Source organism: Nocardioides baculatus, assembly GCF_016735675.1.
GTDB classification, from domain to species: Bacteria; Actinomycetota; Actinomycetes; order Propionibacteriales; family Nocardioidaceae; genus Nocardioides; species Nocardioides baculatus.
This window is the reverse complement of record NZ_JAERSG010000004.1, coordinates 83,325-109,929: the sequence shown is the minus strand read 5'-3', so window position 1 is coordinate 109,929 and position 26,605 is coordinate 83,325. Positions and strand designations below refer to the sequence as shown.

Here is a 26,605-nt window from a genome sequence, read left to right as displayed (position 1 = left end):
GGACGGGTGTGACGTGGGTTACTCGTCCGTACCCCGGTCAGGCAGCGCTCGCCCCACCCGTCGCCTGCTCGGCGCGCCACCACGCGACCGTCGCCCCCAGGCCCGCCTCCACCGGGGTGGGGGAGAGCCCGAGGCGCTGCTCGCTCGCGCTCGAGTCGAGCACGAACGGGTCGCTGAACATGTACGCCGTCTCCGCCAGCTCGCGCATCTCTCGGGAGACGACACCGGACGCGCGGAGCACCCACGGCGGGATCGCGGACATCCGCGGCACGGCCACGCCGCCCGCCTCCGCGACCAGCTCGACGAGCCGGCGCTGGGTGATCGGCGCCGCGGTGGGGGCGTGGAGGAACGAGTTCCAGAGCTCCGGACGCGCGGCGGCCTCGATCATCGCCGCGGCCAGGTCGGGGACGTAGGTGAAGGCGTGCGGCTGGTCGAGGCTGCCGAGCACCCGCATCGTCCGGCCGGCCAGCACGGTCGGCACCAGCCGCTCGCCGGCGTGGGCGTTGCGGACGGCAGGCCCGTAGAAGTCGGACGCCGCGACGCTCACGGTCGCAGTGGCGGACGCCTCGCGCTGGGCGAGCAGCTCGGTGCGGACGCCGAGCTTGCCGGTGGTCGCGGTGCGCGGCAGGTCCTCGGTCAGCGGGCCGTCGACCGGGCCGTAGGAGTAGAGGCTCTCGGGGAAGACGACCACCGCTCCGACCCGCCCGGCGGCATCGAGCACGGCCGCCTCGGCCCGCGGCAGCTCGGCGCGCCAGACCCGGGCGTCGTACGCCGACCCGTGGATGCAGTGGTGCACCGCGACCGCGCCGTCGAAAGCCTCGGCGAGGGCCTCCGGACGGGAGACGTCCACCTGGCGGCGGTCGATGAGCGGGTGCACTGGTCCGCTGCCCGACCGGGTCAGCAGGCGGACCTGGTGGCCCGCGTCGGCGAGCTGGAGGGCGACGGTCGAGCCGACGGGTCCGGCTCCGGTGACGACGTGGACGGTGTTCATGGCTGCTCCTGGGTGAGGTGAATGTGAGAGCACTGCTCTCCGTTCGTCCATCGTGCACCCTTCCCCCCTGCAATGCAAGAGCACTGCTCTCTCTAGTCATCGGTGCTCGCACATGTGGCAGCATGGGCCCATGGACACCGCCACTCCACGAGCCCGGGCACGCGAGCAGACCATGCGCGACATCGTTCGGATCGGACGCGCACACCTCGCCACCGACGGAGCGGCGGCCCTGTCCCTGCGGGCGGTCGCGCGCGACCTCGGCCTGGTGTCGTCCGCGATCTACCGCTACGTCGCGAGCCGCGACGAGCTCCTGACGTTGCTGGTCGTCGACGGCTACGACGAGCTCGGCGACGCGGTCGACGCGGCCCTCGAGCGGGTGGACGACGCCGACCACGCCGGGCGGCTGGCGGCCATCGGCCGGGCGACCCGCGCCTGGGCGCTCGCCGAGCCGGCGACGTACGCCCTGCTCTTCGGCAGCCCGGTGCCCGGCTACGAGGCACCCGCCGAGCGCACGACCGGACCGGGCACTCGCGTGGTCGGCCGGCTGGTCGAGGTCTGGGAGGACGCCTGGCGAGCGGGCGCCGTCAGGCTCGACGACGCGCCCCTCGCACCGCGGCGGCTCTCGCGCGACCTGGGGCGGATCCGGCGGGAGATGGGGCTCAGCGCCCCCGACCGGCTGGTCGCCCGGGGCCTGTTCGCGTGGGCCGCGCTCTTCGGCTGCCTGTCCTTCGAGGTGTTCGGGCAGTACGGCCGCGACACGCTCACCGACCCCGCGGACCTCTTCGAGCAGCACCTCGAGGCGCTGGTCGAGGCCGTCGGACTCACCCCAGGCGGACGCTGACCGGCCGGTCGGCGGTCGTCAGATCGCCGGCCCGCAGGGCACGGGCCAGGGCAGGGATCATCACGGCTGCCGCCAGGAGGTGCAGGACGATCAGCGTGATCATGGCCGCGGCATCCTCTGCCCAGGTCAGCGGCGGGACGAGAGAGATCGCGGTGAGGCCGCCGGCGATCCGGACGAACAATGGCGCCGGGTGAGCGGTCCACCGCAGCAGGGCCGCTGCCAGTGCGACGCCGACGAGCGAGAGGACCGCGGTCACGAACGCGATGCCCGACGCCGGGATCCTGCCGCCCTCGACGTCGAGGTGGATGCCGGCGACGCCGGCGAGGCCGGCACCGAGGCCGGTGGCGGCCGCCGCCGCCGCGGCGGCGAGCAGGCCGGTGCGCGCGAGCCGCATCATCGGGCGGCCCCCTCGAGCCGTGCCGGCAGGCCGAGGTGCGCGAACTGCTCGGGCCCGAAGATCGTGACCTCGGTGATCGCGCCGGCACTGATCCGCAGCACGTCGAGCGCGAGCGGGACGTGGGCCGAGTCCTGCTCGCGCCACACGTAGTAGCCGACCGCGGGCTGGCGGTTGACCGATGTCGGGACGCCGCGCAGGCCGGTGATCTCGGGGTAGCCGCCCTCGATCCAGTCGGCCACCACGGCGTCGCGCCCGATCGTCAACCCCTGCACGGGCGGCATCGCGAACCGCACGTCGTCGCGGAGCATGGTGGCGATCGTGTCGATGTCGGTGGCCATGCTGGCGTCGGTGAAGCGGCGTACGAGCTCCCGGTTGTGGGTGTCGTCCTCGCCCCCCGTCCACTCCTGCCGCTCGGCCGGCAGGTGCTCGCGCATGCCCGCCCTGGCGCGCTGGAGGGCGCTGTTGACCGAGTGGACCGAGTCGCCGAGCAGGTCGGCGACGTCCTTCGCGGGCCAGCCGACGACGTCGCGCAGGATCAGCGCGGCGCGCGGGCGGGGAGCGAGGTGCTGCACCGCGACGACGTACGCCAGCTCGACGGTCTCGCGCGCGAGCGCGGCGGCCTCGGGCTGGTCGGCCTCGTCGGCGGTCAGCTCGTCGAGCAGCCGGTCGGGGTAGGGCGAGAGCCACAGCGCCTCACCGCCGGTCGCCGGCTCGGGGCGGCGCTTGGCGAGCACGTCGAGGCACGTGTTGGTCGCGATCCGGTAGAGCCAGGCGCGGACGGTCGAGCGACCCGCGAAGGTCTCCCGCCGGCGCCACGCGCGCAGGAACGCCTCCTGCACCGCGTCCTCGGCGTCCTGGAACGACCCGAGCATCCGGTAGCAGTGGACGTGCAGCTCACGCCGGTACTTCTCGGCCAGCTCCGAGAATCCGGCCTCGTCCATCGCGCCCAGCTCGGTCACGTTCGTCTCCTGCTCCACGCCCAGCACTGCGCTCATCGTCCATCCTCCGTCGTGTGGTGGTCCATCTGGAGGTATGACGGCGTCGGGCGACAGAACTCATCACGGCACGTCAGGAAGCGCTCGCGACTACGATCGCAGTGCTGCCACGGCCAGGCAGGCCAGCGCGCCTGCGGACGTCAGGCTGCGGCCGGCGTTGAGCAGGACCCACCTGGACTCGAAGTCCGCGCGGACCGCCGCGAGGTCCGCGATCGTGTCCACCCTCCCCGCGCCCTCGAGGGCGTCGTTGAGCGGGATGTTGCCGGCGAAGGTGATGGCCAGCGTGCCGACGGCCAGCACCGTCGCGGCGAGCGCCCACGGTCGCGCCGACGGGCCACCCAGGAGGGCAGCAGCGGCCGCGAGGACCGGCGCACCCAGGAAGGTGGCCAGGAAGAGCGGGTTCACGATGGCGATGTTGATCTGCTGCATCGCTTCCACGAACGTGCGGTCGTCGACCCTGGCCAGCCCGGGCATCACCCCGGTCGACCACGTGAAGTAGGTGCCGGCCTGGAGGCCGGCGACGAGCGCGGCCACGACGATGAGGGCTGCGCGGGGCTCGGTGGTCAGGGCCGTGGACAGGGGGCTGGTCAGGAGGTTTCCGGACGGGACGTGTCGTGAGGTCATGGAGGCAGTCCATCGCGCTGGGCTGCGAGTTTCCATGGTCGAACAGGCCCGTTGCATACGCGAGCGTCTACGATCAAACGCGTGGACGGACTCAGCGCGATGCTCGACGGCCCCCGGGCCCGGCGGGCCTTCCTCCTCCGGATCCTTCTCGACCCGCCCTGGTGCGTGCGGCTGGAGGACGAGGCGCCACTCTCGGTGACCACGGTGGTGCGCGGTGGGATGTGGGTGTGCCCCGACGATGAGGAACCTGTACGCCTCGGGGCCGGTGACGTCGTGGTGTGGGTCGGCGGCGACCACTGGACCATCGCCGACGACCCCGGCACGCCGACCCAGGTCGTCATCCACCCCGGGCAGGTGTGCACGACCGTGGACGGGCACGTCGTGGCCGAGGAGATGGCGCAGGGCGTGCGCAGCTGGGGCAACACCGGCGAGGGGGAGACGGTGCTGCTGACGGGGGTCTACCAGCTGGAGGGCGAGGTGACGCGCCGGCTGCTGCGGGCCCTGCCCCGGACTCTGGTGCTGCGTGCCGACGAGCTCGAGACCCCGCTCGTCGACCTGCTCGCCCAGGAGGTGGTCCGTGACGCCCCCGGCCAGGAGGCGGTCCTCGACCGGTTGCTCGACCTGCTGCTCCTCACCCTGCTGAGGACCTGGTTCGCCCGATCACACGCCGGGACGCCCGGGTGGTACGCCGCCCAGGGCGACGCCGTCGTCGGACCGGCGCTGCGGCTGATGCAGCACCACCCCCACCACGCGTGGTCCGTGGCCGAGCTGGCGGACCGCTCGGGGGTGTCCCGGGCCGGATTCGCGAGGCGGTTCACCGAGCTCGTCGGCGAGCCGCCGATGGCGTTCCTGACCCAGTGGCGGATCTCGCTGGCCGCCGACCTGCTGCTCGAGCCCGATGCTACCGTCGCGTCGGTCGCGCGTCGCGTCGGCTACGCGACGCCGTTCGCGCTCAGCGCGGCGTTCAAGCGGGAGCGCGGCATCAGCCCGCGCGACCACCGGCGAGCCGGCAGTCAGCGCGCGAGCGCCCTCCCGACGGCTCGCCCGGAGAAGATGCACCCGCCGAGGAAGGTGCCCTCGAGCGCGTTGTAGCCGTGGACCCCGCCGCCGCCGAACCCGGCGACCTCGCCCGCGGCGTACAGGCCGGGCACGCGGCTCCCGTCGGCGGCGACGCACTGGCCGTCGAGGTCCGTCTCGAGCCCGCCGAGCGTCTTGCGCGACAGGATGTTGAGGCGTACGGCGATCAGCGGGCCGTGGGCCGGGTCGAGGACCTTGTGCGGCTTGGCGACCCGGATCAGCTTGTCCGTACGGCTGCGGCGGGCGTTGTGGATCGCCATCACCTGGATGTCCTTGCTGAACGGGTTGTCGACCTCGCGGTCGCGCGCCTCGATCTGGTGGCGCAGCGCGTCCGGGTCGAGCTTCGGCCCCCGCGCGAGCTCGTTCATCCCAGTGACGAGCTCGTCGAGGTCGTCGGCGACGACGAAGTCGACACCGTGCTCCTTGAAGGCCTCCACCGGTCCGGGAGCGCCTTTGGCGAGCCGGCTCCGGGCGAGGAACGTCAGGTCCTTGCCGGTGATGTCGGGGTTCTGCTCGGAGCCGGAGAGGGCGAACTCCTTCTCGATCATCGACTGGGTCAGCACGAACCACGAGTAGTCGTGGCCGGCGGCGAGGATCTGCTTCATCGCGCCGATCGAGTCGGCGCCGGGGACGCCCGACATGCCCTCCAGCCGCTTGCCGGTGGCGTCGAACCACATCGACGACGGGCCGGGCAGGATCCGGATCGCGTGGTCGGGCCAGACCGGGTCCCAGTTGTGGATGCCCTCGACGTAGGCCCACATCCGGTCCTTGTTGACCATCGTCGCGCCCGCGGTCTCGGCGATGCCCTGCATCCGGCCATCGACGTGGGCCGGGACGCCGGAGATCAGGTGCTCGGGAGCGGCGCCGACCCGCTCGGTCGGCCAGTTGCGACGCATCAGCTCGTGGTTGTGGCCGATCCCGCCGCTCGTCACGACGACCGCGGCGGCGCGGTGCTCGAAGTCGCCGACCGCCTCACGGCTGGACCTCACCCCGCGCTCGCTGTCGTCGTCGGCCAGGACCGTGCCGCGCACGCCGACGACGGTGCCGTCCTCGACGACCACCTCGTCGACCTGGTGCCGGAACGCGAACCGTACGAGCCCGGCCGCCTCGGCGCGCTCGACCGGCTCGGCGAAGATCCGGACGACCTCGGGACCGGTGCCCCACGTGAGGTGGAAGCGCGGGACCGAGTTGCCGTGGCCCAGCGCGCGCCCGTCGCCGCGCTCGGCCCAGCCGACGAAGGGCAGCGACTTCAGCCCGAGGTCGTGGAGGTACGCGCGCTTCTCGCGGTGGGCGAAGTCGACGTAGGCCCGTGCCCACTGCTGCGGCCAGTGGTCCTCGCCGCGGCCCGGACCGTCGGTGCCGTCGCCGAGCCGGTCGAACTGCGCCGAGCCCTGCCAGTCCTGCCAGGCGAGCTCGGGGGAGTCCGTGATGCCCATCCGCCGCTGCTCGGGGCTGTCGACGAAGAGCAGGCCACCGAGCGACCACCACGCCTGGCCACCGAGGTTCTTGCGGTTCTCCTGGTCGAGGACCAGCACCCGCTTGCCGGCGAGCGCGAGCTCGTGGGTCGCGACGAGGCCGGCGAGCCCGGCGCCGACGACGGTGACGTCGGGGGTGAAGGTGTCCCTGGCGGTGGTCATGGCTGCTCCTGCGGGTAGTGGCTGACGATCATCTCGGCGAGCAGGCGCAGCGCGCGCTCGACGGTGCGGCCGGGGGCGGCCGTCGGGTCGGGGTCGAGGGCCGAGAACGCCAGACCGTCGAGCATGTTGACCACGATGCTCAGCACGGCGGCCAGGTCATCGGCGGGCAGGCGCTCGGCCCAGAGGTCGGAGGCCGCGTCGAGCATCTGCGCCTGCAGCGACTCGCGGGCGGGGAGGAGTGCAGCTCGGAGGTCGGCATCCGCCCGGGCAGCCACGAGCAGCTCGCGCCAGGTCTGGTTGGCGGGGGAGAGGACCACCTCGCGGAGTCGGGCCAGCACGGCGACCACGGCGTCCACGCTGTCCACGTCCGCGCCGACGGTCGTGCGGAACGCCTCGACGTTGCGGGTCGCCACATGCTCGGCCGTGGCGACCAGCAGCGCCTGGCGGGTCGGGAAGTGCCGGAACAGCGCCCCCTGGCTGACGCCTGCCTCCGCGCAGACCGCGGCGGTCGACGTGGCGGCGTACCCCCGCTCGGCGAGGCAGCCGACGGTCGCGTCGAGGAGCGACGTGATCGTGCCCGCGCGACGCTCGGCCTGCGTACGGCGCGGGGTCGGGGTGGCGGACACCCCGGGAGTCTCACATAAAAAGTGATCGCTCGCTATCTATGCGGGCTGTGATGTCGGACTTGGAGGGTGAGTCGGACACTTGGAGGGGGTTGCAAAGGCCTCCGAGTGTCAGAGTCCCCGCACGTGTGGGGACTCCGACGCCGGCGGGACGCTCAGTCCTTGATCTCGCAGATCACGGCACCGTTGGTGACGGTGGCGCCGACCTCGGCCTGGAGGCCGGTGACGGTGCCGGCCTTGTGGGCCTTGAGGGGCTGCTCCATCTTCATCGCCTCCATGACGACGATAACGTCGCCCTCGGCGACCTCGGCGCCCTCCTCGACGGAGACCTTGACGATGGTGCCCTGCATGGGCGAGGTGACGGCGTCGCCCGAGGCCGCGGCCCCGGCCTTCTTGGCGGAGCGCTTGCCGGCCTTCTTCGCGCCGCCCCCGGTGCCGCCGGCTCCCCCGATGGGGAGTCCGCCGAGCCCGGCCGGGAGGACGACCTCGAGGCGCTTGCCGCCGACCTCGACGGTGACCTTCTGCCGCTCGCCGGCCTCCTCGGCCTCCGCGGAGTCACCCGAGTAGGGCTCGATCTGGTTGTTGAACTCGGTCTCGATCCACTGCGTGTAGACGGTGAACTCGCCCTCGCCGGACGGGTTGGACGGACCGACGTAGGCCGGGTCGGAGACGACCGCGCGGTGGAACGGGATGACCGTCGGCATGCCGTCGACGACGAACTCGTCGAGGGCGCGGCGGGAGCGCTCGAGCGCCTGCGTGCGGGTCGTACCGGTGACGATGAGCTTGGCGATGAGGGAGTCGAACGAGCCGGGGATGGTCTCGCCGTTCTCGTAGCCCCCGTCGAGTCGTACGCCGGGACCACTGGGCGGTGCCCACGCGGAGAGCGTGCCGGGCGCGGGCATGAAGTTGCGCCCGCCGTCCTCGGCGTTGATGCGGTACTCGATGGAGTGGCCGCGGATCTCCGGGTCGCCGTAGCCGAGCTCCTCGCCGGCGGCGATGCGGAACATCTCGCGGACCAGGTCGATGCCGGTGACCTCCTCGGAGACGCAGTGCTCGACCTGCAGGCGGGTGTTGACCTCGAGGAACGAGATCGTGCCGTCCTGGGCGACGAGGAACTCACACGTGCCGGCGCCGTAGTAGCCGGCCTCGGTGAGGATCCGCTTGGACGACTCGTAGAGCTCGTCGAGCTGCTCCTGGCTCAGGAACGGCGCGGGCGCCTCCTCGACGAGCTTCTGGTTGCGGCGCTGGAGCGAGCAGTCGCGGGTGCTCACCACGACGACGTTGCCGTGCTGGTCGGCGAGGCACTGGGTCTCGACGTGGCGCGGCTTGTCGAGGAACTTCTCGACCAGGCACTCGCCGCGGCCGAAGGCGGTCACCGCCTCGCGGACCGCGGACTCGTAGGCGTCGGGGATCTCCTCGATCGTGCGGGCGACCTTGAGGCCGCGCCCGCCGCCGCCGAAGACGGCCTTGATCGCGACCGGGAGGCCGTTGGCCTCGGCGAACGCGACGACCTCGTCGGCATCCTTGACCGGGTCCTTGGTGCCCGGGGCCAGCGGTGCGTTGGCCTTGTCGGCGATGTGCTTGGCCTTGGCCTTGTCGCCGAGGGCCTCGATGGCGGCGGGCGGGGGACCGATCCAGATCAGCCCGGCGTCGATGACGGCCTGGGCGAAGTCGGCGTTCTCGGCGAGGAAGCCGTAGCCGGGGTGCACCGAGTCGGCGCCGGTGTCGGTGGCGACCTTGATGATCTTGGCGATGTCGAGGTAGGAGTCGGCCGGCGTCGCGCCACCCAGCGAGTGCGCCTCGTCGGCGAGCCGGACGAAGAGCGCGTCGCGGTCGGGCTCGGCGTAGACCGCCACGGAGCCGATGCCGGCGTCCTTGCAGGCACGGATGACGCGGACGGCGATCTCGCCACGGTTGGCGATCAGGACCTTCTTCAAGCTCACGCGGGACTCCTGGGTCGGGCGAGGGTGGCCATGTGCGCTGGCCGGGAAAAGCACCGCTCGGCAGGCTACCGCGCGCCGAGCACGGCGCGACCGACAGCCTTGTGCAAGGGACGTACGACACGTCCGTAGGCGATGCCGACGACGAGCGAGGCCGCGAGCGCCAGCCACTGGTGGCCCGCGTCCTCGAGCGCCGGGTAGACCTGCCAGTGCGTGAGGTAGATGAACAGGCTGGCTCCGGCGAGCACGCCGGCGGCGCGGGCCACCCACGCCGGCACGGAGACGTGCGGCAGCCACAGCATCGCCAGGAATCCACCGAGCACGATCGCCTCGCGGTGCACCTGCCCGAAGAAGCCGACGAGCAGCGCGGCGGCGAGGACCGAGACGATCACGCGTCGACGCGTCGTGTCGGCGCGGGCGCCGAGCCAGCCGAGCACGAAGACGAAGGCGACCACGAGGGTCGTGTAGCGCTGGGTGGGACCGGCGCGCCAGCCGACGTCGGCGAAGCGGGCCGCGGCGGTGACGGCGAGCAGCACGAGCGCGAAGCGGAACGGCGTACGACGTTCCAGGTCGTGCAGGCGTGGCAGGCAGGTGAGCGCGAGGGCCGCCGCCGTGATCCACACGAGCGACTCGAGGAACCACAGCTGCCACTGGTCGTCCCACTCGGAGCTGTTGAGGAACTCGCGGACGAACAGCGCCGTGGTCAGGTCGTAGCTGCCGAGCACGAGCGCGACGGCACCGACCCAGAGCATGGACGGGACGAGGAGCTGGGCCAGTCCGGAGAGGCCGTGGCGCAGGCGCGTACGGGCGTCACCCGCCGCGGAGAGCTGGAAGCGCGCGAAGTTGAAGCCGGCCAGGGCGAGCAGCAGGTGGGCGCCGCCCTCGAGCGCGATCAGGTCGACGTGGCTGGCGACGACGAAGAGGATCGCGAGCGCGCGCAGGGCGACCGTCGTGTCGAGGCGCGCCCAGCGGCCCGGCTCGACCGTGGTCGTGCCGTCCGTGGCCGCGAGCCGCTCGAGCTCGCCGATGCTGCGGGTGTGCCAGCCGGCGGGCAGCGCGCCGCCGAGCGCCTCACCGAGCCGGGTGGCGAGCTCGACGTAGGACAGCGAGTCGCCGCCGAGGTCGACGAAGGAGTCGGAGTCGCGGGCGTCGGGGCGCCCGAGCACCCGGACGTAGGCCGCACGCACGGAGCTGTCGACGGCGGCCGACGGCTCCTCGGCCTGCCGGGCCAGGGCGCCCAACCCGGCGTAGTCGACCTTGCCGTTGGCGGTGAGCGGCACCTGCGGGAGGACAGTCACCCGCACAGCGTGGTCGGGCACGCCGCAGTGGCCGGTCGTGAGGGCGTGGGCCGCGGCGCTGCCGCGACCGGAGGTGAGGAAGACGTGGACGTGGCGATCGGTCGCGACGACGCGAGCCCGCGGGTCGACCTCAGCCTGGAGGCGACGCTCGAGGTCGTCGAGGTCGAGGCGCAGGCCGAAGACCTTGCCGCGCCGGGCGATCCGGCCGACGACCTCGAACAGCCCGTCGACCTCACGGGCGAGGTCGCCGGTCCGCAGCTCGTCGACGTCGCGTGCCCGGCCGAGGTCCGCGGGGGAGTCGGCGTAGCCGAGCATGACGTTGGGGCCGGAGTAGACGAGCTCGCCCACTCCGGCCCTTCCGTCCACACCCTCGTCGAGGCGTAGCCGTCCCCCCGGAATGGCTACACCGATCGCGGCGGGGTGGTCTGTGGTGAGGTGCGGCGGGAGGTAGGCCATCCGCGCGGTCGCCTCGGTGGCGCCGTACATCACGACGAGGTCCCAGCCGTGGTCGCGGCCGAAGCGGCTCCAGCGGCGTACGGCGTCGGGGTCGAGGCGGCCGCCGGCCTGGGTCACCTGGCGAAGTGTGGGCAGGTCGCGCGCCTCGAAGCCGCTGGCGGCGAGCAGGTCGAAGGTGTGCGGGACCCCGGCCAGCGTGGTCGCGCCGACGCGGGCGAGGAGGTCCCAGAAGCACTCGTCGACGACACTGAGCCCGGTCAGCACGACGCTCGCGCCCGCGACGAGGTGCGAGTGGAGGACCGACAGGCCGTAGCAGTAGTGCAGCGGCAGCGCGGTGATCGCGCGGTCGGCGGGCGTCAGCGCGAGGTAGTCGGCGATCGCCGCGGCGTTGCTGGCGACGTTGTCGTGCGAGAGCCGGACGAGCTTGGGCGACCCGGTGGTCCCGGAGGTGCTGAGCAGGAGCGCGAGGTCGGGGTGGAGGTCGTGCGCGCTCGCCGGCCGGCGTACGTCGTCGGGCTCGTCGGCGAGGCACACGATGTCCGGGTCGTAGGCGGTGACGAGCGCATGGCGCTGGGCGGCGCGGCCGTCGGGCACGACGAGGGCGACGTGGCCGTGCTGGAGGGCGGCGAGGTAGGCGACGACCGAGTCGAGGTCGTTGGCCGCCTCGACGAGCACCAGCCGTCGCTCGGGTCCCCACGCACGGGCGCGATCGGCGACGAGGCGGTCGAGCGCGGCGTGGCTGAGCGTCAGGTCGCCGGCGAGCACCGCGGGTGCGTCGCCGAACCGGGCGTGGTCGAGGACGGGCGTGGTGCGGGTGGTGCGGTGCGGCGTGAGGGTCACGGCGCCGCCGGCCGGTAGGCGCGGACCAGTCCGGTCACGCGCAGGTGGACGATGTCACCGGGGCTCGGGTGGCGGACGCCGGACATCCGCGACAGCACCGAGGTGCCGTCGTCGAGGCGCACCTGCACGGCGCAGTCGTGGCCGTAGTAGCTGACCTCCTCGACCGCGCCGCGGACGCCGTCGTCGTGCGTCAGGTCGACGTAGACCTGCTCGGGCCGGATCATCAGCGCGACCTCGCCCTCGGCGGGCTCGGTCAGCACGACCTCTCCGAGCGCACAGGTCGCGCGCGCCCGGGACGCGGTGCCCGGCAGGACGACCGCGCGGCCGACGAACTCGGCGACCTCGGGGTCGCTCGGCGAGAGGTAGACCTGGCTCGGGGTGGCCGACTGGACGAGCCGGCCGGCGCGCATCACGGCGACCTCGTCGGCCAGGGACAGGGCCTCGTTTTGGTCGTGGGTGACGAGCACGGCCGTGGTGTTGCTGGCCTCGAGGGCACGGCGTACGGCCCGCGACGTGCTGCCGCGCAGGCTGGCGTCGAGGGAGGAGAACGGCTCGTCGAGCAGCACGAGTGCCGGCTGGGGGGCGAGCGAGCGCGCCAGCGCCACCCGCTGCTGCTGACCGCCGGAGAGCTCGTCGGGTCGGCGGTGGCGGAAGTCGGCGGGCAGCTCGACGAGGTCGAGCATCTCCGCCACCCGGTCGTCGGTCCGGTCGGAGCCGCGCGCGCTCTTCTCGAGCCCGAACGCGATGTTGGCGGCGACGTCGAGGTGCGGGAAGAGCGCGCCCTCCTGCGGGACGTAGCCGACGCGCCGCGTCTGCGGTGGCATCGGGCGGGTGCCGTCGCCGGCCACGACGGTGTCGCCGAAGGCGATGCTGCCCGACTCCGGCACGAGGAAGCCGGCGATGAGCCGGAGCAGGGTGGTCTTGCCGCAGCCCGACGGCCCGAGGACGGTCGTGAACGAGCCGTGCCGGACGTGGAGCGTCACGTCGTCGACGGCGCGGGTGGCGCCGAAGGACTTGGTGACCCCGGTGACGGTCAGCGAGCTCATGCGGGGTCCCCGCGGTGTTGTTCGGGGGAGCGAAGCGGAGGAGAAGAACGTCGTGGGGTGTTCATGCAGGCACCTGCTCGGTCTGGGCGGCGGGGCTGTCGGTGCGCATCAGCAGCACCGTCGCGGGGATGGAGACGAGCACCAGCAGCAGGGCGTAGGGCGCGGCGGCGCCGTAGCGGAGCTCCGAGGACGCCGACCAGAACTCGGTGGCCAGCGTGCGGGTGCCGATCGGGGAGAGCATCAGGGTCGCGGTCAGCTCGGTCGAGATCGCGAGGAAGACCAGGGCGGCACCGGCCCCGAGGCTGGGGGCGATCAGCGGCAGGGTGACCCGGCGGGCGGTGGCGAGCGGCCCCACGCCGAGGCTCTGCGCGACCTCGTCGAGCACCACCGGCGCCTGCTCCAGCCCGGCACGCACGGTCACCACGGCCCGCGGCAGGAAGAGGATGGCGTACGCCGCCACGAGGAGGGTCGCGGTCTGGTAGACGACCGGCACCAGCCGCAGCGACGCCACCACGAGGGCCAGGCCGACGACGATGCCGGGCAGCGCGTTGGCGACGTAGGTGCTGCGCTCGATCAGCGTGGACAGCCGCCCGCGGTGGCGTACGGCCAGCCACACGACGGGGATCGCGGCCAGCGTGGTCACGACCGCGCCCGCCAGCGCGAGCACGACGGTGGCGACCAGTGCCTCGGTCAGCTCGGCCACCGGGAACTGTGTCGAGGTGCCGATCGCGAGCCACCGGACGAGCGAGAACGCCGGGACCCCGACGGCGAGGGCGACGACCGCGCCGACGGCGGCGAGCGCGGGTGCGCGCCACGGGCCGAGGGCGAGGGGCACGACGTTGCGCGCGGCGCCCCGACCCACCCGGGCGTAGCGCCGGTCGCCGCGCAGCCGCAGGTCGGCCAGCAGCAGCACGAGGCACAGCAGGACCAGCACGCCGGCCACCGCGGTGGCCGCGGCGCCGTTGAAGGTCGAGCCGTACTGGTCGTAGATCGCGGTCGTGAAGGTCGGGAAGCGCAGTAGCGACAGCGCGCCGAACTCGGCCAGCAGGTGCAGGCCCACCAGCAGGGCGCCACCGAGGAGGGCGGGCCGCAGCTGGGGCAGGAGGACGGTGCGGAACGTGCGCGCACGGGAGTGGCCGAGCGACCAGGCCGACTCCTCGAGCGCCGGGTCGAGGCGCCGCAGCATCGCGACGACGGGAAGGTAGACCAGCGGGTAGTAGGACAGCGTCACCACGCCGAAGGCGCCGGCGAAGCCGTGCACGCTGCGGTCGAGCGAGACCCACGCGTAGCCGTTGACGAAGGCCGGGACGGCGAGCGGTGCCACCAGCAGGCCGTGCCAGGCCCGGCGGCCCGGCAGGTCGGTGCGCTCGACGAGGAAGGCGAGCGCGACGCCGAGCACGGCGGTCGCCGCCATGCACGCCGCGGCCAGGGTGACGGTGTTGCGCAGCAGCTCGACGATGCGCGGTCGCACGACGAGCTGCCACAGCTCGACCGGTCCGATCACGACGACGTAGGTCGCGACATAGGCCAGCGGCACCAGCGCCAGGAGGGCGACGACCGCCCCGGCCGCGAGCAGCAGGGGCGGCGTACGTCGGCCTGTGACGATCGAAGTGGTGGCCCTCGTCCCGAGGCCGGTCGTGGTCAGAGCAGCCCTGCCGCGGTCATCAGGTCGGTGACCTGGGGTCCGTTGAGGCTGGCGACGTCGACCTCCGGCGGTTCGAGCTCGTCGAACGGCTTCACGTCCGGGTTGAGCGCGGCGTCGGGGTTGAGCGGGTACTCGAGGGCGTACGACTCCGCCATCGCCTGCTGCGCCTCGGTGCCGGTGAGCCAGGTGACGAACTCCTCGGCCGCCGCCTGGTGCTCGCTGCTGGCGAGGATGCCGGCGCCGGAGACGCTGAGGAACGCGCCGGGGTCCTGGTTGCCGAAGAAGTGCAGCGCCGAGCTGTCGGAGTCGGTGCCGTTCTCCTGGCGGTCGCGGTACCAGTAGTAGCTGTAGGCGATCCCGGCGTCGACCTCGCCGGAGTCGACGGACTGCATGACGACGAGGTTGTTCTGCACGATGACGCCGTTGTCCTTGAGGCCCTGCAGCCACGCGGCGGTGGCCTCCTCGCCCTCGAGCGCGAGGACGGCGGAGACGATGGCCTGGAAGTCCGCACCGGTGGGGGAGAAGGCGACGCGGCCCTTCCACTCCGGCTCGGCGAAGTCCATGATCGAGGCCGGCATGTCGGCCTCGGTCATCGAGTCGGTGTTGTACATCGCGACGGTCGAGCGGGCCAGGAAGCCGGTCCACTTCCGGTCGGCCGGGACGTACTGCTCCGGGATGCTCGCGGTGGCGGACTCGGGCAGCTCGGCGAAGAGGCCGGCGTTGTCGACGATGCTCATCGCGGGCGAGTTCTCGGTGAGGAACACGTCGGCGGGGGAGTCCGTGCCCTCCTCGACGATCTGGTTGGCGAACTCGAGGTCCTTGCCGCTGCGCAGCTCGACGTCGAGGCCCGACTCCTCCTCGAACATCGGGATGATCTCGTCGAGCAGCTGCTCGTGCTGCGCGTTGTAGATCACCAGGTCCGGCGACCCGAAGACGCCGCAGCCCGACAGGGTCGAGGCGGTGAGGAGGGTCGCGGCGAGCGCGACCGGGATCCGGCGGGTACGAAACGTCACGGGGGTGGGTCCTTCACGAGTTGCTTAGGGTTGCCTCACCTTAGACCCGAGTCGCGGGGGTGTGGCAATCGTGTGTGGTGCACCCCTCACCCGCGTCCCTCACTCGCGTCCTTCACTGGCCCAGCATGATCGCGTGGAGCTCGGTCTGGTCGATGACGCCGGTGACCCGCTCGGCCCCCGGTCCGATCGCGGCGACGCGGATCTGGGTGCCCGTGTGGGTGGCCTTGCCTCGTTCCTTGCCGTCGGTGGCTTCGCGGTACGCCGTGGAGTAGGCGACGGTCATCGGGTCGCCGTCGGCGGTGGTGACCGTGGCGGTGTCGATGCCGCCCTTGTCGTCCATGACGATCTGCGTCGAGTGGGCGTGGTCGCCGGTGACGACGACGAGCGTGTCGGGGTGCTCGCCCTGGTAGTCGAGCGCTGTCTCCACCGCCTCGTCGAGGTCCTCGAGCTCGCCGATCGCCCCGCAGATGTCGCGCTCGTGCTCGGCCTTGTCGACGCTGGCGGCCTCGACCTGGAGGAAGAAGCCATCGGGGTCATCGAGGAGGTCGAGGGCGGTCGACGTCATCTGGGCGACCGTCGGCTCGGTCCCTCGGTCCTGCTCGACGCACCGGCCGTCGGCGGTGGTGGCGCCGCCGGGCCGCGCCTCGAGCGGGGCGTACTTCCGGGTCAGGTGGACCGGGGCGAACAGCCCCAGCAGCCGGCCACCGGCGAGGTCGTCGACGGCGGCGAGCTCGTCAGCCGTCCGCACGGACCGGTAGCCGCGGTCCGTCGTGGCGTGGTCGAGCAGGCTCGCCGATCCGTCCTCCAGCGCCCGGTCGAACCGCTGCTGACCCCCGCCGAGCAGGAGGTCGACTCCCGCGTCGAGGAGCTGCTCGGCGATCGATCCGCGACCGCCGGCCGACTTCAGCGCCGCGGGGCAGGCGGACATCGTGGTCGGGTCCTGGCAGGTCCGGTCGTTGACGTGGGTCGCGGCGGCGGCCGGGGTGGCGTCGGTGATGTCGGCGGTCGAGACGTTGCCGGTCCGCTTGCCGGCCCGCGCGAAGGCCTCGAGCACGGTCTCGTGGTCCTCGCCGGGGACGACCGTCGCGTCCGACGGTCCCTGCGAGATGCGGCCGTCGATGGTCTTCACGCCGGTGGAGAACCCGCTCGCGGTGGCCGCCGAGTCCGACACGTAGTCGATCGCGTGGTCCGGGCCCGGCCCCGGCACCAGGCCGTACGTCGTCATCGCGCCCGTCGCCGGCAGCCCGTCCAGCACGAGGCGCCCGGCCGCGCCGACGGAGTAGTTGCGGGCGGCGGTGATCATCGAGTCGTCCATGCCGTCGCCGATCAGGAGGATCACGCTCCGCGGCGCCGCCTGGCCCGGCTCGGCGGACGGCTGCGTCGTCGGTCCGTCGGTCGGTCCGGTCGTCGGTGCGTCCGTGTCGTCGGGCGAGGCGTCGTACGCCAGCGTCCCGGCCACGCCGACGGCGAGGCCGAGTGCCGTGCCGACCGCGAGGGTGACGAGGGGGAGCCGCTTCACCGCGCGAGGGTACGACGTCCACGCATGGTTAGCGATCGCTAACCTGTGGCGCTAGTCTCGGTCCATGACCTTCGAGCTGTCCCCCGAGCACGAGCAGTTCCGCCGCAGCGTCCGCGACTTCGCCGAGAAGGAGATCGCGCCGCACGCCGCGCAGTGGGACCGCGAGCACCACTTCCCGACCGACGTCGTGCACCAGATGGGCCAGCTCGGCCTGATGGGGCTCACCGCGCCGGAGGAGTTCGGCGGAGCCGGGATGGCCGGCGAGGACGGCGGCTTCACGTCGCTGTGCCTGGCGATCGAGGAGATCGGCCGCGTCGACCAGTCGATGGGCATCACGCTCGAGGCCGCGGTCGGCCTCGGCATCAACCCGATCCTCACCTACGGCACCGACGAGCAGAAGGCGGAGTGGCTCCCCGCCCTCGTCGCCGGCGAGAAGATCGCCGGCTTCGGCCTCACCGAGCCCGGTGCCGGCTCCGACGCCGGCGCGACCAGGACCAAGGCCGTCCTCGACGACGGCGAGTGGGTCGTCAACGGCGCCAAGCAGTTCATCACCAACTCGGGCTCGTCGATCACCTCGCTGGTCACCGTCACCGCCCGCACCGGCGAGCGCGAGGACGGTCGCCCGGAGATTTCCACGATCATCGTGCCGTCGGACACGCCCGGCTTCACCGCCGAGAAGGCCTACGACAAGCTCGGCTGGCACGCCTCCGACACGCACCCGCTGTCGTTCGAGGACGCCCGCGTCCCCGAGGCCAACCTGCTCGGCGAGCGCGGCCGCGGCTACGCCCAGTTCCTCGCGACCCTCGACGACGGTCGCGTCGCCATCGCCGCCCTCGCGGTGGGCTGCATCCAGGCCTGCCTCGACATGTCCCTGCAGTACGCCGGCGAGCGCCAGACCTTCGGCGGCCCCATCGGCCGCAAGCAGGGCCTCGCCTTCCAGGTCTCCGACCTCCAGGTGATGCTCGACGCCTCGCGCCTGCTGACCTACAAGGCGGCCGCGATGAAGGACGCGATGGACGCCGGGCACCAGGTCTCGATGGCCGCCTTCAAGCAGGCCGCCGCCGTCGCCAAGCTCTACACGACCGAGTCCGCCGTCACCGCGACCCGCATCGCCACGCAGGTCTTCGGCGGCTACGGCTTCATGGAGGAGTACCCCGTCGTCCGGTTCTACCGCGACGCCAAGGTGCTCGAGATCGGCGAGGGGACCTCCGAGGTCCAGCGGATGCTCATCGCGCGGGGGCTCGGCCTGCCGGTCGAGTGAGGCCCACTCGCTGGGTGGAGGGAGCCCGGCAGCCGGACAGTGGAGCCCGCGGCCCGACCTACCGGCTCCTGGCTCCACCGTCGATCGCCCGGACCACGCCCTCGAAGAAGTCGCAGTGGCGGCGGAAGCCAGCGTCGCCAAGGGCTGCGTCGAGCTGGTCGCCGGCCCGCTGGCTCACCACCACGCCGGCACAGCCGAGGGTGGGAGCCCGGTCCACCGCGTCCGGCAGGGCGGCCCCGTCGGTCACGCTCGGCAGGAACAGCATCGGCCCCGGCGGGGCGTAGACCGGCGGTGCGGCCACGGTCGCTGCGTCCGCTCCCGGCAGGTCGACCTCGACTCCCGGCGTGCCGCCGCCGGAGCCGTCGAGCTCGCGCAGCCACCACGACTCGGCGATCTCCAACCCGGCGGTTGCCGCGTGCGCGGCCCTCGCGGTCTCGTAGGTCGGGGCCACGAACCGGACCTCGTCACCCGCGCACGCGGTGGCGAAGGCGTTCCAGAGCTCGATCCCGTCCTCCACGCATGCGAAGTCGTCGACGAGCCACCCCTCGCGCGCCGGCGCCGCGATCAGCACCGAGGCGGACGTACGCCAGGCCCGGGCGCCACCGTCGGTGAGGAGGTGATGGAGGTACGACCGGTGGCGGGCGTCCGCGTCGGGTGCCGGTCGCCAGAAGACCGGCGCGTGCGGCACCAGCGCCTCACGGCGGCGCCGTAACGCGTCCGCGACCCAGTCGAGGTCGTCCGGCGTCACGGCGGTGGCCATGCCGGGACGGTAGCGGCATCTCCACCTCCCGACGGATCCGGACGGGGGAGCGGCGCTCTACCCTCGGCGCATGCCGTCCCTGATCGAGCGCGTGCTGACGTGGTTCGGCGTGGACGACCCGTGGGAGCGGCCGCGGCCCGCGATCGGGCGGCAGGACGTGGTGCTCGCCGCCGGTGTCGAGGCGGTCAGCCTGCTGGCGCTGGAGCTGGTGCGCAGCTCGGGCGGGCTGGAGAACACGGACGTCCCGGTGTGGACCGAGTGGTTCGCCGTGTCGACTGGTGCCGTGCTGCTCCTCGGCCGGCGGCGGTGGCCGTTGACGATCGCGCTGCTGGCGGCGCTGCACATGTTCGTGGCGGGCGTGACGATGCCCGAGGTCATGGGCCAGCTGTCGCTGCAGATCATCTACTTCGTCGCCCTGCTCTCCGGCGTCGCGTGGGCGCGCGACCGGCGCGCCATGGCGCTGGTCGTGTGCTCGATCGTGCTGTTCATGTTCGCCTGGCTGACGTGGCAGTTCGCCCTCGGATCGGCCGTCCAGGAGTGGCTCGACGAGGAGGACCTGAGCGAGACGACCGGCGTCTTCGCGCCGATCCCGGCCGCCATCACCATCACCCTGCTGATCAACGCGATCTACTTCGGCGGCGCCATCGCGGGTGGCGGCGTCTCGTGGCGGGCCGCCCGCCAGCGTGCCCGCCTCGAGGACCAGGCGCTCACCATCGCCGGCCAGGCCGGCCGGCTGCGCGAGCAGGCGGTCGTCGACGAGCGCCTGCGGATCGCCCGCGACCTGCACGACGTCGTCGCCCACGGGGTCTCGGCGATGGGCATCCAGGCCGGAGCCGCACGACGCGTGCTCGACCGCGACCCCGACGCCGCGCGGACGGCCCTCTCCCACGTCGAGGAGGCCTCCCGCGACGCGGTCACGCAGATGCGACGACTGCTGGGCACGCTGAGGGAGGGCGGCGGTGAGGGAGCCGACGACGGCAGCGGCGCGCGTACGACCGACGCCGGCATCGACGACATCCCGCGCCTGGTCGCCGAGGTGCACGGTCAGGGCCTAACCGTGAGCCTTGACGTGGTCGAGGAGCAGGACGGTGCCGCCTCCCGGCTGCCTCGCGGCATCGGCCTCGCGGTGTTCCGGACCGTCCAGGAGGCCCTCACCAACGTCCGCCGCCACTCGACCGCCGACACCGTCTCCGTCGTCGTACGGGTGGACGAGCACGCGTACGCCGAGGTCGAGGTGGTCGACAACGGCCGTCCCCGCCACGGCACGTCCGGCAGCGGGCTCGGCCAGCTCGGCATCCGCGAGCGCGCCGCGACGCACGAGGGCCAGGTGGACATCGGCCCCCGCGTCACCGGCGGCTACCGGGTGCGGGTCCGCTACCCCCTGGGGGCCTCCTCGTGACGGACAGGCTCCGGGTGCTGCTCGTCGACGACCACGCGATGGTGCGCTCCGGCTTCGCGATGGTGCTCTCGGTCGAGGACGACATCGAGGTCGTCGGCGAGGCCGCTGACGGGCTCGAGGCGATCGAGCAGGCGCGTGCGACCCGCCCCGACGTCGTGCTGATGGACGTCCAGATGCCGCGGATGGACGGCATCGAGGCCACCCGCCACCTCGTCGCCGACGACCTCGGGCACGTCGTGATCGTGACGACCTTCGACCGCGACGACTACCTCTTCGACGCCCTCCAGGCAGGTGCCAGCGGGTTCCTGCTGAAGAACGCCGGTCCGGAGCAGCTGCTCGACGCCGTACGCGCTGCCGGGCGCGGTCACGCGCTGCTCGCGCCGGAGGTGACCCGGCGCGTGATCGGCCGGATGGCCGGCGAGGCCGCCGACCGCGCCGAGCGCCCCGAGCCGGCCGGGCTCGCGCACCTGACCGCCCGCGAGCGGGAGGTCCTGGTGCTGCTCGGACGCGGGCTGTCCAACGCCGAGATCGCCGCCGACCTCGTCCTCGGCGAGGCGACGGTCAAGACGCACGTCTCCAACGTGCTCGCCAAGCTGCACCTGCGCGACCGCGTGCAGGCCGTGATCTACGCCTACGAGGCCGGACTCATCCTCCCGGCGGAGGAGTGATCCATCCGCACGACGGATCCGCTCGGCGCACGGGCCCCCTAGCGTCGAGGCATGCTGGAGATCCGGGAGCTGACCAGACGGTTCGGTGACACCACCGCCGTGGACCACGTGTCGTTCGAGGTGCCGGCCGGTCAGATGACCGGCTTCGTCGGTGCCAACGGCGCCGGCAAGACCACGACCATGCGGATGGTCATGGGCGTGCTCGGCATCAACGGCGGGGAGGTGCTGTGGCGGGGCAGCCCGATCACGCGGCTGGACCGCCGCACCTTCGGCTACATGCCGGAGGAGCGCGGCCTGTACCCGAAGCAGCCGATCCTCGACCAGCTCGTGTACGTCGCCCAGCTCAAGGGCATGGGGCGGGTCGAGGCGCGGACGCAGGTGCAGGAGCTGCTGGAGCGCTTCGGCCTCGGCGAGCGGACCAAGGACCACCTCGAGAAGCTGTCGCTGGGCAACCAGCAGCGCGTGCAGATCATCGCCTCCGTGCTGCCGAAGCCGGCCGCGCTCGTCCTCGACGAGCCCTTCTCCGGCCTCGACCCGGTCGCCGTCGACTCGATGGTCGACCTGCTCCGGGAGTACACCCGCGACGGGATCCCGGTCCTCTTCTCCAGCCACCAGCTCGACCTGGTGGAGCGCCTGTGCGACCGCCTTGTCGTGCTGGCCAACGGCCGCCGGGTCGCCGCCGGGACGGTGGCGGAGCTGCGCGACGCGGGGGTGCCGCGCTTCCGCCTCGTCCTCGGCGGCGACGCCGGTTGGGTGCGCGACCAGGCGGGGCTCGACGTCCTCGACCTCGACGGCACCACCGCGCTGGTCGAGGTCGCCACCGACGGCGCCGAGCAGCAGCTGGTCGCCGAGGCCACGCGCCGCGGCGCCGTCCACGAGTTCGTCCGGGTCCGCCCGGCGCTCAGCGAGATCTACCGGGAGGCCACCGCATGAACACCGAGAAGAACACCGACAGGAATGCGGTCAGGAACACCGAGCCCGCCTGGCTGCTGGTCACGCGTCGCGAGGTCGTCTCCCGCATCACCGACAAGTCCTTCCTCATCGGGACGCTGCTGATGGTCGTGATGATCGTGGGCTTCCTCGGGTTCACCGCCTGGCAGGACGAGAAGACCGAGACCGCCACGCTCGGCGCCACCCCGGACGCCGTCGCGATGGCGACGGCGATCGCGGACAACGCCTCGCAGGTCGACGACCGGCTCGAGGTCGAGGTGGTCGAGCTGGCCGACGACACGGCCGCCGAGACGGCGCTGCGCGACGACGAGGTCGACGCCTGGCTGCACCCGGGCGACGACGGGTGGCAGCTGACGTCCGAGTCGAGCGAGCAGGAGTCGCTGACCGACGCGGCGCAGGTCGTCGTACGCCAGCAGGTGCTGGCCGACAACGCGGCGGGCGCCGGCACGACCGTCGACGCGCTCGAGGCCGGCAGCAGCGTCAGCACGAACTTCCTCCGCGGGGACGCCGAGAAGGCCGCCGTCGCGGAGGTCGTGGGGTTCGCCTTCGTCTTCCTGTTCTACTTCGCGGCCCTCATCTTCGGCATGCAGCTCGCGTCGTCGGTGATCGAGGAGAAGCAGAGCCGCATCGTCGAGATCATCGCGGCCGCGATCCCGCTGCGGCACCTGCTCGCCGGCAAGGTGCTCGGCAACACCGCGCTCGCCGTCATCCAGCTGCTCGTCTACCTCGTCGTGGGGCTGGTCGGGATGTCGTTCACCTCCTACAAGTCCTACCTGCCGGCGCTCTCCGGGCCGACGGCGTGGTTCATCGGCTTCTTCCTCGCCGGGTTCGTCGCGCTCGCCTGCCTCTGGGCCGTCGCGGGCTCGCTGGCCTCGCGCACCGAGGACCTCCAGGCGACGTCGACCCCGCTGACGATGCTGATGCTCGTGATGTTCTTCGGCGGCCTGTCGCTCGACGGTCGGGCGCAGGTCATCGCGTCCTTCATCCCGCCGGTCTCGGCGGTCGTGATGCCGAAGCGGATCCTCGCGGGTGGGGTGGAGTGGTGGGAGCCGCTCGTCGCGCTCGGGCTGCTCGCCGCCTTCGCCGCGGTCACCGTGTGGGTGGGGGAGAAGCTCTACCGTCGAGCCCTGCTGCAGACCGGCGGCCGGGTGTCGCTGCGCCAGGCGTGGTCCGCGGCGGAGTGATCCCTCAGAAGAAGCCGAGCACGGACGACGTGCCGTAGACGACGGCCCAGAACCGCAGCCCGCGCCCGAGGGTGCCGGTCACCAGGAAGATCCAGAACGGCACGCGGAGGGTGCCGGCCAGCACCGCCGTGATGGCGTACGGCGGGAAGCCGGTGGCCGCGGAGACGAAGAGCAGCGCGGCCGTGAACCACGGCCGCCCCTCCGCGCGCTCGTGCCACCGCTCGAGCGACGCCTTGGCCTTCGGCTTGTCGAGCTGACGGCTCACCCAGGGGGCGCGCTCGATGTGCATGCCGCCCCAGTACCAGAGGACCTTGCCGACCATCTGGCCGATCGTGGCCGCGATGACCAGCAGCCAGGCGTGCGACGGCGCCTGGCTGATCGAGACCGCGAGGATGGCCTCGATGTTGATGAGCGGCAGCAGCGCCGAGGCGATCGAGGCGCCGAAGACGCTCCAGAAGAGCATCAGCCCGCGGCGCCGGGGACGGGCAGGCCGATCCGCACCAGCCGGTGCAGCGAGACCACCTTGAGGGCGAGCAGGGCCAGGGCGATGACCAGGCCGACCCACATCCATCCGGTGACCAGGAGGAGCACGGCGAAGAGCGCGCTGTTGACCGCCTTGGCGGGCTTCGACCAGTTCCACAGCCAGATCGGCCGGTCGACGACGAAGAAGTAGTTGGGGCTGCGCACCGGCCACGCCAGGAACGCGATCGAGAGGAAGCAGTCCACCACCATGAACTCGGCGAGGTAGACGAAGATCGCCGGCGACAGGTCGGGCTGCAGCCACGCCAGTCCGATGTAGAAGGCGCCCGCGTTGAGCCGGTCGCACATGATGTCGAGCACGGCGCCGATACGGGTCTCGCAGTCGCGGATGCGGGCGTAGAACCCGTCGAGCATGTCGCCGATCCAGTAGACGACGAGGGCGGCGACCAACAGGTACAGGCTCTCCTGGTGGGCAGCCATGGCGGCCAGGACGACGGAGGCGATCGTACGGATCGCGGTGATGACGGTCGCCCCGGTCAGCAGCCGCTCCTCGCGGACGCCGTAGCGGTCGTCGGGGTCGGCGACAGGCTGGGCCTGCACCCCACCACGAACTGCGCTCCCCACGCCCGGGATGCTAGCGCCTCAGGCCCGGGACCACAGGGTCGGCCATGCGTGTCCGAGCTCGAGGACCAGCTCGCGCAGCAGCGGCAGGCTGACCCCGACCACGTTGTGGTGGTCGCCTTCGATCCCGGTGACGAAGGCGCCGCCGACGCCGTCGATGGTGAACGCCCCGGCGACCTCCAGCGGCTCGCCCGTGGCGACGTAGGCGTCGATCTCCTCGTCGGTGACGTCGGCGAAGTGCACCGTCGTCGACCCGGTGGCGGCGGCCACCCGGCCGCTGGCGACGTCGCGCAGGCAGTGTCCGCTGTGCAGCACGCCCGACCGGCCGCGCATCGCGCGCCACCTGAGGCGCGCCTCGTCGGCGTCGTGGGGCTTGCCCAGGGCCTCGCCGTCGAGCTCGAGCACCGAGTCGCAGCCCAGCACGAGCGCGTCCGCCGGCACCTCCTCGCGTCCGACGACCGCCGCGCACTTGAGCTCGGCCAGCTGGAGCGCGAGCTCGGCCGGGGTCACGTCGACCACCTGGGACTCGTCGACCCCGCTCACCACGACGATCGGGTCGAGCCCGGCCGCGCGCAACGTCGTACGGCGTGCGGGGGAGGCCGAGGCGAGGACGAGTGGTGTCGTCACAGGCGCTCCAGCGCCGTGCGGAGCGGGTCGAGCCCGAGCGAGCCGAGGTCGAGCGCCGCACGGTGGAAGGCCTTGAGGTCGAAGTCGTCGCCCTGGCGCTGCTGGACGGCCGCTCGCGCCTCGAGCCAGATGCGCTCGCCGACCTTGTAGGAGGGTGCCTGGCCGGGCAGGCCGAGGTAGCGCTTGACCTCGAACTGGATGAACTCGTCGTCCATCCGGCAGTGCAGCCGCATGAACTCCAGGCCGAGCTCGGGCGTCCACGTCTCGCCGGGGTGGAAGGCGGTGCCGCCGGCGCCGAGGCGGTTGTCCTCGGGGATGGTCAGCTCGAGGTGCATGCCGATGTCGACGATGACCCGCGTCGCGCGCAGCGACTGGCCGTCGAGCATGCCGAGCAGGTCGGCCGGGTCGTCGAGGAAGCCGAGCTCCTCCATCAGCCGCTCGGCGTAGAGCGCCCAGCCCTCGCCGTGGCCGCTGCACCAGCACATGAGCCGCTGCCAGCGGTTGAGCGTGTCCTGGCGGTAGGCCGTCTGCGCGACCTGGAGGTGATGGCCGGGCACGCCCTCGTGGTAGACCGTCGTGACCTCGCGCCACGGGTGGAAGTCCTCGATCCCGTCGGGCACCGACCACCACATCCGGCCCGGTCGCGCGAAGTCCTCGGACGGGCCGGTGTAGTAGATGCCGCCGTCGTTGGTCGGCGCGAGCATGCACTCGATGCGGCGGATCGGGTCGGGGATGTCGAAGTGGACGCCGGCCATCTCCTCGATGGTCCGGTCCGCGAGCTGCTGCATCCAGTCACGGAAGGCCTCGCGTCCGTGGACCACCCGCTCGGGGTCGGCGTCGAGGTGGGCGACGGCTCCGTCGACGTCCGCGCCCGGCAGGATCCGGTCGGCGGTGGCGCTCATGAGGTCGGACAGCCGCTGGAGCTCGGTCCACCCCCACGCGTAGGTCTCGTCGAGGTCGACCTCGGCGCCGAGGAAGTAGCGGCTGGCCAGCGCGTAGGCCTCGCGGCCCACGCCCTCCGTGTCCCGGCCCTGCGGCTCGAGCTCGTCGGACAGGAACAGCCCGAACGATGCCGTCGCGGCGCTCGCCGCCCCCGCCAGCGCCCGGAGGTGGGCCGGGTCGCCGCCCTCCAGCCGGTCGACCAGCCCGAGGTAGAAGTCGCCGGCGTCGCCCACCTGGCCGGTCCAGCGGCGCACCTGCTCGGCCACCTCGGCGTACTGCCGGGCGGCGACGACGTTGCCCTTGCGAGCCTCGTCGGAGAGCGTGACGCGCAGCCCCTCGAGCGCGGCGGGGACGGCCTCGAGCCGCGCCGCGATCGCGGCCACCGCCTCCTCGCCCTCGGTCGGCATCAGGTCGAAGACACCGCGGATCTCGTGGAGCGGGCTCCACAGCACCGACATGCGGGACCGGTTGACCCCGGCGTCCTCCAGCGCGATCTCGAGCCGGGTGCGCTCGAGGAACGCGTCCTGCGCGGCGGCCTCGCGGTCGTCGACCGGCGTCGCCGCCTCGACCGCCGCCACCACCTCGCGCGCCAGCGCCTCGCGGGCGTCGAAGCCGGCGGGGGAGTAGTCGGTCATCTCGTGCTCGTGGCCGGCCACCCCGACCGAGGTGGCGGTCAGCGGGTCCAAGGCGCAGTAGTCGTCGACGTAGGCGTCGCAGAGGGCATCGATCGTGCGGGTCTCAGTCACGGCGACGACCCTAACCGTGCCGAC

Annotated in this window: 24 protein-coding genes; 7 read left to right on the top strand and 17 right to left on the bottom strand. The window is 72.7% G+C overall.

Annotated features, from left to right (window positions below; translation table 11 throughout):
- Window positions 1–37: 37 nt before the first annotated feature.
- Window positions 38–991 (bottom strand): NAD-dependent epimerase/dehydratase family protein, encoded by a 954-nt coding sequence (locus tag JI751_RS13650; RefSeq protein WP_201937563.1) that lies wholly within the window; start codon window positions 989–991, stop codon window positions 38–40.
- Window positions 992–1,121: 130 nt separating this feature from the next.
- On the opposite strand from JI751_RS13650, the gene JI751_RS13645 reads away from it, so the two are divergent.
- A complete protein-coding gene (locus tag JI751_RS13645; protein ID WP_201937553.1) occupies window positions 1,122–1,832 on the top strand; it encodes a TetR/AcrR family transcriptional regulator in 711 nt (236 codons plus the stop codon).
- On the opposite strand, the gene JI751_RS13640 is transcribed toward JI751_RS13645, so the two are convergent.
- The 3 genes from JI751_RS13640 to JI751_RS13630 form a co-directional block, all read right to left on the bottom strand.
- A complete protein-coding gene (locus tag JI751_RS13640; protein ID WP_201937552.1) occupies window positions 1,813–2,229 on the bottom strand; it encodes a DUF6069 family protein in 417 nt (138 codons plus the stop codon). The genes JI751_RS13645 and JI751_RS13640 overlap by 20 nt on opposite strands.
- Window positions 2,226–3,224, bottom strand: a complete 999-nt coding sequence (locus JI751_RS13635) for an RNA polymerase subunit sigma-70 (protein WP_201937550.1) — start codon at window positions 3,222–3,224, stop codon at window positions 2,226–2,228. The genes JI751_RS13640 and JI751_RS13635 overlap by 4 nt, the downstream gene beginning before the upstream one ends.
- 90 nt (window positions 3,225–3,314) lie before the next feature.
- Window positions 3,315–3,848: an anthrone oxygenase family protein gene (locus JI751_RS13630; RefSeq protein ID WP_201937549.1), complete on the bottom strand. Its 534-nt coding sequence runs from the start codon at window positions 3,846–3,848 to the stop codon at window positions 3,315–3,317.
- A gap of 81 nt (window positions 3,849–3,929) precedes the next feature.
- On the opposite strand from JI751_RS13630, the gene JI751_RS13625 reads away from it, so the two are divergent.
- Window positions 3,930–4,940, top strand: coding sequence for an AraC family transcriptional regulator (locus JI751_RS13625; protein WP_201937546.1), 1,011 nt, complete (start codon window positions 3,930–3,932; stop codon window positions 4,938–4,940).
- Here JI751_RS13625 and JI751_RS13620 read toward each other — a convergent pair.
- The 8 genes from JI751_RS13620 to JI751_RS13585 all read right to left on the bottom strand — a co-directional run bounded on the left by JI751_RS13620 (window position 4,862) and on the right by JI751_RS13585 (window position 16,942).
- Window positions 4,862–6,562, bottom strand: a complete 1,701-nt coding sequence (locus JI751_RS13620) for an FAD-binding dehydrogenase (RefSeq protein WP_201937538.1) — start codon at window positions 6,560–6,562, stop codon at window positions 4,862–4,864. The genes JI751_RS13625 and JI751_RS13620 overlap by 79 nt on opposite strands.
- On the bottom strand, window positions 6,559–7,188 hold the full coding sequence (locus JI751_RS13615; protein WP_201937536.1) for a TetR/AcrR family transcriptional regulator: 630 nt from the start codon (window positions 7,186–7,188) through the stop codon (window positions 6,559–6,561). The genes JI751_RS13620 and JI751_RS13615 overlap by 4 nt, the downstream gene beginning before the upstream one ends.
- Before the next feature lie 152 nt (window positions 7,189–7,340).
- A complete protein-coding gene (locus JI751_RS13610; RefSeq protein WP_307814216.1) occupies window positions 7,341–9,128 on the bottom strand; it encodes an acetyl/propionyl/methylcrotonyl-CoA carboxylase subunit alpha in 1,788 nt (595 codons plus the stop codon).
- A 65-nt stretch (window positions 9,129–9,193) separates the two neighbouring features.
- The gene (locus JI751_RS13605) at window positions 9,194–11,719 is read right to left on the bottom strand and encodes an AMP-binding protein (RefSeq protein ID WP_201937534.1); all 2,526 of its coding nucleotides are present in this window, start codon (window positions 11,717–11,719) and stop codon (window positions 9,194–9,196) included.
- Window positions 11,716–12,765, bottom strand: coding sequence for an ABC transporter ATP-binding protein (locus tag JI751_RS13600; protein WP_201937519.1), 1,050 nt, complete (start codon window positions 12,763–12,765; stop codon window positions 11,716–11,718). The genes JI751_RS13605 and JI751_RS13600 overlap by 4 nt, the downstream gene beginning before the upstream one ends.
- A 61-nt stretch (window positions 12,766–12,826) precedes the next feature.
- On the bottom strand, window positions 12,827–14,302 hold the full coding sequence (locus JI751_RS13595; RefSeq protein WP_201937517.1) for an ABC transporter permease: 1,476 nt from the start codon (window positions 14,300–14,302) through the stop codon (window positions 12,827–12,829).
- A gap of 104 nt (window positions 14,303–14,406) precedes the next feature.
- A complete protein-coding gene (locus JI751_RS13590) occupies window positions 14,407–15,423 on the bottom strand; it encodes an iron ABC transporter substrate-binding protein (RefSeq protein WP_307814215.1) in 1,017 nt (338 codons plus the stop codon).
- A 112-nt stretch (window positions 15,424–15,535) separates the two neighbouring features.
- Complete coding sequence (locus tag JI751_RS13585) at window positions 15,536–16,942, bottom strand: alkaline phosphatase (RefSeq protein WP_201937515.1); 1,407 nt, start codon at window positions 16,940–16,942, stop codon at window positions 15,536–15,538.
- 64 nt (window positions 16,943–17,006) lie between these two features.
- Between JI751_RS13585 and JI751_RS13580 the strand changes: the two genes are divergently transcribed.
- Entirely contained in the window at window positions 17,007–18,203 is a 1,197-nt protein-coding gene (locus tag JI751_RS13580) for an acyl-CoA dehydrogenase family protein (protein WP_201937507.1), read from the top strand.
- A 58-nt stretch (window positions 18,204–18,261) separates the two neighbouring features.
- Here the strand turns inward: JI751_RS13580 and JI751_RS13575 are convergent, their stop codons facing one another.
- Window positions 18,262–18,963: a hypothetical protein gene (locus JI751_RS13575; RefSeq protein WP_201937498.1), complete on the bottom strand. Its 702-nt coding sequence runs from the start codon at window positions 18,961–18,963 to the stop codon at window positions 18,262–18,264.
- A 70-nt stretch (window positions 18,964–19,033) separates the two neighbouring features.
- Between JI751_RS13575 and JI751_RS13570 the strand changes: the two genes are divergently transcribed.
- From JI751_RS13570 to JI751_RS13555, 4 genes are read left to right on the top strand one after another with little or no spacing between them, the layout of a single operon-like run.
- Window positions 19,034–20,362, top strand: a complete 1,329-nt coding sequence (locus JI751_RS13570; protein ID WP_201937496.1) for a sensor histidine kinase — start codon at window positions 19,034–19,036, stop codon at window positions 20,360–20,362.
- Entirely contained in the window at window positions 20,359–21,030 is a 672-nt protein-coding gene (locus JI751_RS13565) for a response regulator (RefSeq protein ID WP_201937494.1), read from the top strand. Before JI751_RS13570 ends, JI751_RS13565 begins: the two co-directional genes overlap by 4 nt.
- 51 nt (window positions 21,031–21,081) lie before the next feature.
- The gene (locus JI751_RS13560; RefSeq protein WP_201937492.1) at window positions 21,082–21,963 is read left to right on the top strand and encodes an ABC transporter ATP-binding protein; all 882 of its coding nucleotides are present in this window, start codon (window positions 21,082–21,084) and stop codon (window positions 21,961–21,963) included.
- A complete protein-coding gene (locus JI751_RS13555) occupies window positions 21,960–23,165 on the top strand; it encodes an ABC transporter permease (protein ID WP_201937483.1) in 1,206 nt (401 codons plus the stop codon). Before JI751_RS13560 ends, JI751_RS13555 begins: the two co-directional genes overlap by 4 nt.
- Before the next feature lie 4 nt (window positions 23,166–23,169).
- On the opposite strand, the gene JI751_RS13550 is transcribed toward JI751_RS13555, so the two are convergent.
- Genes JI751_RS13550 through JI751_RS13535 form a run of 4 tightly spaced genes read right to left on the bottom strand, consistent with a single transcriptional unit; the run spans window position 23,170 to window position 26,581 of the window.
- On the bottom strand, window positions 23,170–23,628 hold the full coding sequence (locus tag JI751_RS13550; protein ID WP_201937481.1) for a YqaA family protein: 459 nt from the start codon (window positions 23,626–23,628) through the stop codon (window positions 23,170–23,172).
- Window positions 23,628–24,269, bottom strand: coding sequence for a CDP-alcohol phosphatidyltransferase family protein (locus tag JI751_RS13545; protein WP_307814213.1), 642 nt, complete (start codon window positions 24,267–24,269; stop codon window positions 23,628–23,630). The genes JI751_RS13550 and JI751_RS13545 overlap by 1 nt, the downstream gene beginning before the upstream one ends.
- An 18-nt stretch (window positions 24,270–24,287) precedes the next feature.
- Window positions 24,288–24,893: a Maf family protein gene (locus tag JI751_RS13540; protein ID WP_201937479.1), complete on the bottom strand. Its 606-nt coding sequence runs from the start codon at window positions 24,891–24,893 to the stop codon at window positions 24,288–24,290.
- A complete protein-coding gene (locus tag JI751_RS13535; RefSeq protein ID WP_307814212.1) occupies window positions 24,890–26,581 on the bottom strand; it encodes a DUF885 domain-containing protein in 1,692 nt (563 codons plus the stop codon). Before JI751_RS13535 ends, JI751_RS13540 begins: the two co-directional genes overlap by 4 nt.
- Window positions 26,582–26,605 lie beyond the last annotated feature (24 nt).

Coding starts and splice junctions, on each gene's coding strand:
- JI751_RS13650 (WP_201937563.1), bottom strand. CDS start 991: ATGAACACCGTCCACGTCGTCACCGGAGCCGGACCCGTCGGCTCGACC.
- JI751_RS13645 (WP_201937553.1), top strand. CDS start 1,122: ATGGACACCGCCACTCCACGAGCCCGGGCACGCGAGCAGACCATGCGC.
- JI751_RS13640 (WP_201937552.1), bottom strand. CDS start 2,229: ATGATGCGGCTCGCGCGCACCGGCCTGCTCGCCGCCGCGGCGGCGGCG.
- JI751_RS13635 (WP_201937550.1), bottom strand. CDS start 3,224: ATGAGCGCAGTGCTGGGCGTGGAGCAGGAGACGAACGTGACCGAGCTG.
- JI751_RS13630 (WP_201937549.1), bottom strand. CDS start 3,848: ATGACCTCACGACACGTCCCGTCCGGAAACCTCCTGACCAGCCCCCTG.
- JI751_RS13620 (WP_201937538.1), bottom strand. CDS start 6,562: ATGACCACCGCCAGGGACACCTTCACCCCCGACGTCACCGTCGTCGGC.
- JI751_RS13600 (WP_201937519.1), bottom strand. CDS start 12,765: ATGAGCTCGCTGACCGTCACCGGGGTCACCAAGTCCTTCGGCGCCACC.
- JI751_RS13580 (WP_201937507.1), top strand. CDS start 17,007: ATGACCTTCGAGCTGTCCCCCGAGCACGAGCAGTTCCGCCGCAGCGTC.
- JI751_RS13575 (WP_201937498.1), bottom strand. CDS start 18,963: ATGGCCACCGCCGTGACGCCGGACGACCTCGACTGGGTCGCGGACGCG.
- JI751_RS13570 (WP_201937496.1), top strand. CDS start 19,034: ATGCCGTCCCTGATCGAGCGCGTGCTGACGTGGTTCGGCGTGGACGAC.
- JI751_RS13560 (WP_201937492.1), top strand. CDS start 21,082: ATGCTGGAGATCCGGGAGCTGACCAGACGGTTCGGTGACACCACCGCC.
- JI751_RS13555 (WP_201937483.1), top strand. CDS start 21,960: ATGAACACCGAGAAGAACACCGACAGGAATGCGGTCAGGAACACCGAG.
- JI751_RS13550 (WP_201937481.1), bottom strand. CDS start 23,628: ATGCTCTTCTGGAGCGTCTTCGGCGCCTCGATCGCCTCGGCGCTGCTG.